5 protein-coding genes and 3 rRNA genes are annotated in these 10,621 nt (G+C 64.9%); all 8 read left to right on the top strand.

All coding sequences use genetic code 11. The features are described 5' to 3' along the window. The first annotated feature begins 2 nt into the window (after nucleotides 1-2). The gene (locus tag E3Z34_RS10470) at nucleotides 3-917 is read left to right on the top strand and encodes a phosphotransferase (RefSeq protein ID WP_158288658.1); all 915 of its coding nucleotides are present in this window, start codon (nucleotides 3-5) and stop codon (nucleotides 915-917) included. Between the two features lie 56 nt (nucleotides 918-973). Then, the gene (gene argR / locus E3Z34_RS10465) at nucleotides 974-1,468 is read left to right on the top strand and encodes an arginine repressor (protein WP_134774861.1); all 495 of its coding nucleotides are present in this window, start codon (nucleotides 974-976) and stop codon (nucleotides 1,466-1,468) included. A 15-nt stretch (nucleotides 1,469-1,483) separates the two neighbouring features. Then, entirely contained in the window at nucleotides 1,484-2,905 is a 1,422-nt protein-coding gene (gene argH, locus E3Z34_RS10460; RefSeq protein WP_134773542.1) for an argininosuccinate lyase, read from the top strand. A gap of 58 nt (nucleotides 2,906-2,963) precedes the next feature. After that, on the top strand, nucleotides 2,964-3,668 hold the full coding sequence (locus E3Z34_RS10455; RefSeq protein ID WP_134773541.1) for a DNA-3-methyladenine glycosylase: 705 nt from the start codon (nucleotides 2,964-2,966) through the stop codon (nucleotides 3,666-3,668). Continuing rightward, nucleotides 3,665-4,927, top strand: a complete 1,263-nt coding sequence (gene tyrS / locus E3Z34_RS10450) for a tyrosine--tRNA ligase (RefSeq protein WP_134773540.1) — start codon at nucleotides 3,665-3,667, stop codon at nucleotides 4,925-4,927. The genes E3Z34_RS10455 and tyrS overlap by 4 nt, the downstream gene beginning before the upstream one ends. 385 nt (nucleotides 4,928-5,312) lie before the next feature. Continuing rightward, nucleotides 5,313-6,835, top strand: a 16S ribosomal RNA gene (locus E3Z34_RS10445). 399 nt (nucleotides 6,836-7,234) lie between these two features. Continuing rightward, nucleotides 7,235-10,370 (top strand): 23S ribosomal RNA (locus E3Z34_RS10440). A 109-nt stretch (nucleotides 10,371-10,479) separates the two neighbouring features. Beyond that, nucleotides 10,480-10,596 (top strand): 5S ribosomal RNA (gene rrf, locus E3Z34_RS10435). The 16S, 23S and 5S rRNA genes sit together here, the layout of an rRNA operon. The last annotated feature ends 25 nt before the right edge of the window (nucleotides 10,597-10,621 follow it).

Raw genomic sequence — 10,621 nt, 5'->3', positions numbered from 1 at the left:
CGGTGTTCGGCGTCCGCCTGTCCTGGAAGGACCTTCCCGAGCCGGTGCACGTCTTCGTCGCCGAGGCCCTGGGGTCACCGGTCGTGAGCGCCCGGTCGCAACCGGCGGGCTTCTCCCCGGGGTCGGCGGACCGGGTCGTCACGGGGACGGGGAGGCGTGCCTTCGTCAAGGCGGTCAGCACGGCCCAGAACCCGGACACCCCGGCCCTGCACCGCCGCGAGGCCGTCGTGCTGACGGACCTGGCCGACGTGGCGGCCGTGCCACACCTGCTGGCGGTCCATGACGACGGGGAGTGGGTGGCGCTGGTGGTCGAGGACGTCGAGGGGCGTCACCCCCGGCTGCCATGGACCCGGGACGACCTGGTCCGCACCCTCGACACCCTCTCGGACCTGGCGACCGTGAGGGCCCCGGCGTCGTGGCCTGCGCTGGAGCAGGAGCTGGAGGGTGAGTTCTCGTGCTGGCGACGGATCGCCGACGACCCGCCGCCGGGGCTGGACCCCTGGGTGGCCGGGCGGCTGCGCGAGCTGGACGACCTGGCCCGCCGCACCCTCCCCCGGCTGGCGGGCGAGGCGGTGACGCACACGGACCTGCGCGCCGACAACCTGCTGGTCGACGCGCACGGAGGCGTGCGCGTCGTGGACTGGCCGTGGGCGAGCCGTGGCGCCCCCTGGTTCGACGCCGCGAGTCTGCTGGTGAACGTGCGCTGGTCGGGCGAGCTCGACGTCCGTCCCCACCTGTCACGACTGGCCGAGCTCGGAGCAGGGGAGACCGACGTGGTCGGGGTCCTGGCCGGCCTGGGCGGCTTTCTCCTGGACGCGTCGCGTCGACCCACCAAGGCCGGTCTGCCCACCCTTCGGGCGTTCCAGGCGTCCCAGGCCGAGGCGACCGTACGGTTGCTGCGCGAACTGCAGGGGTAGCGAACCGCATACTCATGCAGGGTTAGGTATAGTCCTGCAGCGTGAGCTCGATCCCCATGACCCGTGCCGCGCGGCACCAGCGCATCGCGGAGCTCCTCGAGCGGCACGCCGTCGGCTCGCAGGGCCACCTGCTGGACCTGCTGTCCGAGGACGGCATCACCGTCACCCAGGCCACCCTCTCCCGGGACCTGGTGGACCTGGACGCCGTCAAGGTGCGCCGGGGACGCCAGCTGGTGTATGCCGTGCCGGGTCAGGGCGGGGACGCCACCCCCCGGCCCGCGCAGGACGCGGGGGAGGTGAGCGCCCGGCTGGCCCGGCTGTGCGAGGAGCTGCTCGTCAGCGCCCGCTACGTGGGCAACCAGGTGGTGCTCAGGACGCCTCCCGGTGCGGCCCAGTTCCTCGCCTCCGCGATCGACCGGAGCGACGCCACCGACATCCTGGGCACCATCGCCGGGGACGACACCATCCTGGTCATCACCACCGCCCCGGACGGGGGAGAGGCGACGGCGCAGCGTCTCCTGGCCCTGGCCGACGACCACGACCCGGCGTAGAGGGACAATGACCCCATGACTGTGAGCCTGTGGGGAGGTCGTTTCACCGGCGGCCCCAGCGACGCCCTCGCCGCCCTGAGCAAGAGCACGCACTTCGACTGGCGGCTGGCGCCCTACGACCTGGCGGGCTCCCGTGCCCACGCGCGGGTCCTGCACCGCGCCCGGCTGCTCTCCGACGAGCACCTGCACCTCATGCTGGAAGGGCTGGGGCGGCTGCTGGACGACGTGCGCAGCGGCGCCTTCACCCCCGCCGAGACCGACGAGGACGTCCACACCGCCCTCGAGCGCGGGCTCATCGAGCGCGTCGGCCCGGACGTCGGCGGCCGGTTGCGCGCCGGGCGGTCGCGCAACGACCAGGTCGCCGCCCAGTTCCGGATGTACCTCCGCGACCAGGCACGGCTCCTCGGGGCCAAGGTGCTCGACGTGGTGCGGGCCCTGTGCGAGCAGGCCGAGCGGCACGCGGGGGTCGCCATGCCGGGGCGGACCCACCTGCAGCACGCCCAGCCCGTCCTGCTGGCCCACCACCTGCAGGCCCATGCCTGGGCGCTGCTGCGCGACGTGGAGCGGCTGACCGACTGGGACCGCCGCGCAGCGGTTTCGCCCTACGGGTCCGGCGCCCTGGCCGGCTCCTCCCTGGGCCTGGACCCGGAGTCGGTGGCCCACGACCTGGGGATGCCGCGCGCGGTGGAGAACTCCATCGACGGCACCGCCTCCCGGGACTTCGCCGCCGAGTTCTCCTTCGTGATGGCGATGACGGCCGTGGATCTCTCGCGGCTCGCCGAGGAGGTCATCCTGTGGGCCACCGCCGAGTTCGGCTTCGTCACGCTCGACGACGCCTACTCGACGGGGTCCAGCATCATGCCGCAGAAGAAGAACCCGGACGTCGCCGAGCTGGCGCGGGGCAAGGCGGGGCGTCTCATCGGTGACCTGGCCGGGCTGATGGCGACCCTGAAGGGTCTGCCGCTGGCCTACAACCGCGACCTCCAGGAGGACAAGGAGCCCGTTTTCGACGCCGTGGACACCCTGGAGGTGCTGCTCCCGGCCGTCGCCGGGATGGTGGCCACGCTGACCTTCCACCCCGACCGGATGGAGGCCCTGGCGCCGCAGGGTTTCTCCCTCGCCACGGACATCGCCGAGTGGTTGGTCCGCGAGGGGGTGGCCTTCCGGGTGGCGCACGAGGTCGCGGGTGCCTGCGTCCGTCGGTGCGAGGAGCGCGGCATCGGCCTGGAGGAGATGAGCGACGAGGACCTCGCCGCCGTCAGCGAGCACCTGCACCCCGGTGTGCGGTCCGTGCTCACCGTACAGGGCTCCCTCGCCTCGCGCAGCGCCCTCAGCGGCACCGCACCCGTGCGGGTCACGGAGCAGCGGGCCCACCTGCTCAAGGAGCAGGCCAGGCTGCGGCACTGGGTCGAGGACCTGCCTGTCCTGCGCAGCTGACCCCATCACCCACCGTCCCACCCGCCGCCCGGCCCCACCGGACCGACCGACAGGACCCATGACTGCCCCGCTCTTCGAACCCGGCACCGCCCTGGGCCGCGCTGCCCTGGAGGGTCCGGTCCTGGAGGTCGCTCCGCGTCTTCTCGGCTGCTTCCTGACCCATGACGGGGTGACGGTCCGCCTCACCGAGGTCGAGGCCTACGCCGGGACCGACGATCCCGGGTCGCACGCCTTTCGCGGGCCTACCCCTCGGACGGAGGTGATGTTCGGCCCGGCTGCGCACCTGTACGTCTACCTGTCCTACGGGATGCACCGCTGCGTCAACATCGTCACCGGCACCGCCGGCCGGGCCTCCGCCGTGCTGCTGCGGGCCGGCGAGGTGGTCGCGGGGGTCGAGGAGGCCCGGGCACGCCGCCTGGCCGCCCGCCGCACACCGGTGCGGGACCGGGACCTCGCACGGGGGCCCGGTGTGTTGACCCAGGCCCTGGCGCTCGAGGCCGCCCACGACGGGCTGGACCTCACCGACGCAGGCTCCCCGGTCCATCTCGTGGCGGGGGAGCCGCTGGACCCCGGTGTGATCCGGACGGGGCCACGGGTCGGCGTCAGCGGGGTGGGCGGGGACGGCTCGGTATACCCCTGGCGGTTCTGGATCGAGGGGGAGGAGACCGTCTCGGCCTACCGGCCGTCGGCACGTAGGCTGGGCCGGCCGGCTCCCGACGGTGGGGAGCGGCATACCCGCAGGCACGGAAGGACCGACCGGTGACGAACATTCTCGACGAGCTGCAGTGGCGAGGGCTGGTGGCGCAGACCACCGACCTGAACGCCCTCCGGTCGGCTCTGGACGCAGGCCCGATCACCCTCTACTGCGGCTTCGACCCCACCGCGCGCTCGCTGCACTTCGGCAACCTGGTCCAGCTGGTCGTCCTGCGCCACTTCCAGCGTGCGGGCCACCGGGTGCTCGCCCTGGTCGGGGGGTCGACCGGTCTCATCGGCGATCCGAGACCCACCTCCGAGCGGGTGCTCAAGACGCCCGAGCTCACCGCGGAGTACGTCAGCCGCATCCAGGAGCAGGTGCAGCCCTTCCTGTCCTTCGAGGGGGAGAACCCCGCCCTGCTCGTCAACAACCTCGACTGGACCGCGCCGCTGAGCGCGCTTGACTTCCTGCGGGACATCGGCAAGCACTTCCGCGTCAACCAGATGATCAGGAAGGACGCGATCGCCGCCCGGTTGGAGAGCCAGGAGGGCATCTCCTACACCGAGTTCAGCTACCAGCTCCTGCAGGGCATGGACTACCTCCACCTCTACCGCGAGTACGGCTGCACCCTGCAGACGGGGGGCCAGGACCAGTGGGGCAACCTCACGGCGGGCGTCGACCTCATCCACCGGGCGGAGGGGGGGACCGCGCACCTGCTCACCACGCCCCTGGTCACGGACGAGAACGGCGAGAAGTACGGCAAGTCGGCCGGCAACGCCGTGTGGCTCGACCCGGAGATGACCAGTCCCTACGCCTTCTACCAGTACTGGATCAACGTGGCCGACTCCGAGGTGGGGAAGCTGCTGCGGATCTTCACCGACAGGGGGAGGGAGGAGATCGCCGCCCTCGAGACCGCGGCCGCGGAGCGACCCCACCTGCGGGAGGCGCAGCGCGCGCTCGCGTCGGACGTCACCACCCTGGTGCACGGCGCCGCGGCCACGGCACAGGTGGAGACCGCGAGCCAGGTGCTCTTCGGGCGGGGGGACCCCGGCCAGCTCGAGCCCGGCACGCTGCGGGACGCGACCGGGGAGCTCCCGGGCGCGGACGTGGCCGCCGGCACCCCGATGCTCGAGGCGTTGGTCCTCACGGGCCTGGCGGACAGCAAGGGAGCTGCCCGTCGGCTCCTGGCCGAGGGTGGCGTGAGCCTGAACAACACCAAGGTGGACGACCTGGAGCGAGTCCTGCGTGCCGACGACTTCCTGCACGGTCAGGTGGCCCTGCTGCGGCGGGGGCGCAAGAGCCTCGCCGCGGCCCGAAACCCGTCCTGACCTGGGGATTTGCGTCGGCCGACAGACGTGACCTAAAGTTACGTCTCGCCGCACCGACAGGGAGGCACGGACACCGGAAGGTGGCCGGTCCCGGGTGCGTGACACTCCCTCTGACCACGCCGTCCAACGGACGCGGGCGGGTTTGACTGCCCAGGTCACGAGAGAGTAAAGTGGAAAAGCACCCCGAGCGAGAGCATCACCACGATGCCCGAGTGCGGTGTGTGTCCGATTCTTGAGAACTCAACAGCGTGTCAGTTTATTGATGCCAATTGTTTGTTGCTGCACCGCCTTTTTTGTGGGGTGGTGTGGTTTTGCACCGTGTCGTCCACCCCCGTGGGTGGCAGGGTGTTTGCTGGTGATCGGCTCTGGATAAGAGTTTTGGTTTTTATCGGAGAGTTTGATCCTGGCTCAGGACGAACGCTGGCGGCGTGCTTAACACATGCAAGTCGAACGCTGAAGCCCAGCTTGCTGGGTGGATGAGTGGCGAACGGGTGAGTAACACGTGAGTAACCTGCCCTTCACTCTGGGATAACTCCGGGAAACCGGTGCTAATACTGGATAGGACTCCTGCCTGCATGGGTGGGGGTGGAAAGATTTATCGGTGGAGGATGGACTCGCGGCCTATCAGCTTGTTGGTGGGGTAATGGCCTACCAAGGCGACGACGGGTAGCCGGCCTGAGAGGGTGACCGGCCACACTGGGACTGAGACACGGCCCAGACTCCTACGGGAGGCAGCAGTGGGGAATATTGCACAATGGGCGGAAGCCTGATGCAGCGACGCCGCGTGCGGGATGACGGCCTTCGGGTTGTAAACCGCTTTCAGTAGGGACGAAGCTTTTGTGACGGTACCTACAGAAGAAGCACCGGCTAACTACGTGCCAGCAGCCGCGGTAATACGTAGGGTGCGAGCGTTGTCCGGAATTATTGGGCGTAAAGAGCTTGTAGGCGGTTTGTCGCGTCTGCTGTGAAAGCCCGGGGCTTAACCCTGGGTCTGCAGTGGGTACGGGCAGGCTAGAGTGTGGTAGGGGAGACTGGAATTCCTGGTGTAGCGGTGGAATGCGCAGATATCAGGAGGAACACCGATGGCGAAGGCAGGTCTCTGGGCCATTACTGACGCTGAGAAGCGAAAGCGTGGGGAGCGAACAGGATTAGATACCCTGGTAGTCCACGCCGTAAACGTTGGGCGCTAGGTGTGGGTCCCATTCCACGGGGTCCGTGCCGCAGCTAACGCATTAAGCGCCCCGCCTGGGGAGTACGGCCGCAAGGCTAAAACTCAAAGGAATTGACGGGGGCCCGCACAAGCGGCGGAGCATGCGGATTAATTCGATGCAACGCGAAGAACCTTACCAAGGCTTGACATACACCGGAAACTTCCAGAGATGGGAGCCCCCTTTGTGGCTGGTGTACAGGTGGTGCATGGTTGTCGTCAGCTCGTGTCGTGAGATGTTGGGTTAAGTCCCGCAACGAGCGCAACCCTCGTTCTATGTTGCCAGCGGTTCGGCCGGGGACTCATAGGAGACTGCCGGGGTCAACTCGGAGGAAGGTGGGGATGACGTCAAATCATCATGCCCCTTACGTCTTGGGCTTCACGCATGCTACAATGGCCGGTACAAAGGGCTGCGATCCCGTGAGGGGGAGCGAATCCCAGAAAGCCGGTCTCAGTTCGGATTGGGGTCTGCAACTCGACCCCATGAAGTCGGAGTCGCTAGTAATCGCAGATCAGCAACGCTGCGGTGAATACGTTCCCGGGCCTTGTACACACCGCCCGTCAAGTCACGAAAGTCGGTAACACCCGAAGCCGGTGGCCCAACCCCTTGTGGGAGGGAGCTGTCGAAGGTGGGACTGGTGATTGGGACTAAGTCGTAACAAGGTAGCCGTACCGGAAGGTGCGGCTGGATCACCTCCTTTCTAAGGAGCATCAACGGTTCTGGCCCCTTTGGGGGTCGGGGCCTGCGGCCTCGTGGTGCACCCGTTCGTGGTGCCCGGGGTTTTGCTACGGGTGGAACATCGATGGACTGTCGCTGCCGGCTGGTTGGTCGGGTGGTTCGAGTACGGCCTCTTCGTGGGGTGTGGAAAGGGTGCCTGGTCGACGGGTGGGTGGTGCTGGCACGCTGTTGGGTCCTGAGGGATCGGGCTTCCCCTACCGGTTGGTGGGGGTGTCGGGTGTCTTGGCTGGGGCCGTCGGTCTCACCGGACCGGCTCATCGCGTTCACCTCTGGTGTGCGGGTGGGTGTCTGGTGGTGGGGTGGGTGGTTGTCCTGGTTGTTGGTTGAGAACTGTACAGTGGACGCGAGCATCTTTGTGGCTTGTTAAGTTTTTAAGGGCGCACGGTGGATGCCTTGGCACTAGGAACCGAAGAAGGACGTAGGAATCTGCGATAAGCCTCGGGGAGTCGATAACCAGACTGTGATCCGAGGGTGTCCGAATGGGGAAACCCGGCCAGTTTCATCACTGGTCACCCGCACCTGAATATATAGGGTGTGTGGAGGGAACGTGGGGAAGTGAAACATCTCAGTACCCACAGGAAGAGAAAACAACATGTGATTCCGTGAGTAGTGGCGAGCGAAAGCGGATGAGGCTAAACCGTTTCTGTGTGATACCCGGTAGGGGTTGCAGGGGCGGGGTTGTGGGAGTGCGCGTACCAGGTCTACCGGTCTGGTGCACAGTAAGAAATTCGCGGTGTAGGTGAAGGGTCTGGAAAGGCCTGGCGTAGACGGTGAGACCCCGGTAGCCGAAACATCGTGGACTGTGTTGCGTGCCACCCGAGTAGTACGGGGCCCGAGAAATCCCGTACGAATCTGGCAGGACCACCTGCTAAGCCTAAATATTCCCTAGTGACCGATAGCGGACAAGTACCGTGAGGGAAAGGTGAAAAGTACCCCGGGAGGGGAGTGAAATAGTTCCTGAAACCGTGTGCCTACAATCCGTCGGAGCCGGGCTGCGGTCTGGTGACGGCGTGCCTTTTGAAGAATGAGCCTGCGAGTTAGTGCTCAGTGGCGAGGTTAACCCGTGTGGGGTAGCCGTAGCGAAAGCGAGTCCGAACAGGGCGATCATAGTCGCTGGGTCTAGACCCGAAGCGGAGTGATCTACCCATGGCCAGGGTGAAGCGCGGGTAAGACCGCGTGGAGGCCCGAACCCACTTAGGTTGAAAACTGAGGGGATGAGCTGTGGGTAGGGGTGAAAGGCCAATCAAACTCCGTGATAGCTGGTTCTCCCCGAAATGCATTTAGGTGCAGCGTCATGTGTTTCTTGCCGGAGGTAGAGCTACTGGATGGCTGATGGGCCTCACCAGGTTACTGACGTCAGCCAAACTCCGAATGCCGGTAAGTGAGAGCATGGCAGTGAGACTGCGGGGGATAAGCTTCGTAGTCGAGAGGGAAACAGCCCAGATCACCAGCTAAGGTCCCTAAGCGTGTGCTAAGTGGGAAAGGATGTGGAGTTGCGAAGACAACCAGGAGGTTGGCTTAGAAGCAGCCACCCTTGAAAGAGTGCGTAATAGCTCACTGGTCAAGTGATTCCGCGCCGACAATGTAGCGGGGCTCAAGCACACCACCGAAGCTGTGGCACTGACATTTTGCTCGGCCCGTCCCCTCGTGGGGTGGGTCCAGGCGTGTTGGTGGGTAGGGGAGCGTCGTGCCGGGAGTGAAGCATCCGAGTGATCGAGGTGTGGATCCGGCACGAGTGAGAATGCAGGCATGAGTAGCGAAAGAAGAGCGAGAAACTCTTCCGCCGAATGACCAAGGTTTCCAGGGTCAAGCTAATCTGCCCTGGGTAAGTCGGGACCTAAGGCGAGGCCGACAGGCGTAGTCGATGGACATCCGGTTGATATTCCGGAACCGGCGAAGAACCGCCCAGTACCGAATCTTGTGATGCTAAGCGCCCGAGCTTCCGGCAGACGGAGTCCTACCTTCGGGTGGGGTTCCCGGTCGGGAGTGAGCGCGTGACCCGAGCTGGTAGTAGGTAAGCGATGGAAGGACGCAGGAAGGTAGCCCCGCGTGGCGATGGTTGTCCACGTTGAAGAGCGCAGGGCCGGGGAGTGGTAAATCCGCCCCATCAGTGCCCGAGGCTTGACCGTGACCGCGTATGCGGGAAGCAGGGTGATCCTATGCTGCCAAGAAAAGTTCCTAGCGAGGTTCTAGCCGCCCGTACCCCAAACCGACTCAGGTGGTCAGGTAGAGAATACTAAGGCGATCGAGTGAATCGTGGTTAAGGAACTCGGCAAAATGCCCCCGTAACTTCGGGAGAAGGGGGGCCGGACGCGTGAAACCCCTTGCGGGTTAGCGCTGATGGCCGCAGAGACCAGGGAGAAGCGACTGTTTACTAAAAACACAGGTCCGTGCGAAGTCGCAAGACGATGTATACGGACTGACGCCTGCCCGGTGCTGGAACGTTAAGGGGACGGGTTAGCCTCACGGCGAAGCTCTGAACTTAAGCGCCAGTAAACGGCGGTGGTAACTATAACCATCCTAAGGTAGCGAAATTCCTTGTCGGGTAAGTTCCGACCTGCACGAATGGCGTAACGACTTCTCCACTGTCTCAACCACGAACTCGGCGAAATTGCACTACGAGTAAAGATGCTCGTTACGCGCAGCAGGACGGAAAGACCCCGGGACCTTTACTATAGCTTGGTATTGGTGTTCGGTACGGCTTGTGTAGGATAGGTGGGAGACTGTGAAGCGGCCACGCCAGTGGTCGTGGAGTCATCGTTGAAATACCACTCTGGTCGTTCTGGATATCTAACCTCGGTCCGTGATCCGGATCAGGGACAGTGCCTGGTGGGTAGTTTAACTGGGGCGGTTGCCTCCTAAAAGGTAACGGAGGCGCCCAAAGGTTCCCTCAGCCTGGTTGGTAATCAGGTGTCGAGTGTAAGTGCACAAGGGAGCTTGACTGTGAGACAGACATGTCGAGCAGAGACGAAAGTCGGGACTAGTGACCCGACGGTGGCTTGTGGAAGCGCCGTCGCTCAACGGATAAAAGGTACCCCGGGGATAACAGGCTGATCCTGCCCAAGAGCTCATATCGACGGCATGGTTTGGCACCTCGATGTCGGCTCGTCGCATCCTGGGGCTGGAGTCGGTCCCAAGGGTTGGGCTGTTCGCCCATTAAAGCGGTACGCGAGCTGGGTTTAGAACGTCGTGAGACAGTTCGGTCCCTATCCGCTGCGCGCGGAGGAAACTTGAGAAGAGCTGTCCCTAGTACGAGAGGACCGGGATGGACGAACCTCTGGTGTGTCAGTTGTCCTGCCAAGGGCACCGCTGATTAGCTACGTTCGGACGTGATAACCGCTGAAAGCATCTAAGCGGGAAGCACACTTCAAGATGAGGTTTCCATGCACCCTCGGGTGTGAGAGGCTCCCAGCTAGACTACTGGGTTGATAGGCCGGATGTGGAAGCACAGTAATGTGCGGAGCTGACCGGTACTAATAAGCCGACAACTTAACAAACCCTCGGGGGCTTCGCCCCCCGTGGACCCCCATGTTAGCAAAAGCGCGTCCACTGTACGGTTCCCGACCCACAACCAACCCCTGGTCGGTTGATAGAGGTTGATAGTGTTACGGCGGTCATAGCGTCAGGGAAACGCCCGGTCACATTCCGAACCCGGAAGCTAAGCCTGACAGCGCCGATGGTACTGCACCGGGAACGGTGTGGGAGAGTAGGACACCGCCGGACTTACCTTTACAGTAGGCCCTGGTCA

The sequence above is a fragment of the Ornithinimicrobium flavum genome, from assembly GCF_004526345.1.
Lineage (GTDB): Bacteria > Actinomycetota > Actinomycetes > Actinomycetales > Dermatophilaceae > Ornithinicoccus > Ornithinicoccus flavus.
Note: the sequence above shows the minus strand (reverse complement) of the source record. Positions and strands in the feature narration are given on the sequence as shown.

Coding starts and splice junctions, on each gene's coding strand:
- argR (WP_134774861.1), top strand. CDS start 974: ATGACCCGTGCCGCGCGGCACCAGCGCATCGCGGAGCTCCTCGAGCGG.
- argH (WP_134773542.1), top strand. CDS start 1,484: ATGACTGTGAGCCTGTGGGGAGGTCGTTTCACCGGCGGCCCCAGCGAC.
- E3Z34_RS10455 (WP_134773541.1), top strand. CDS start 2,964: ATGACTGCCCCGCTCTTCGAACCCGGCACCGCCCTGGGCCGCGCTGCC.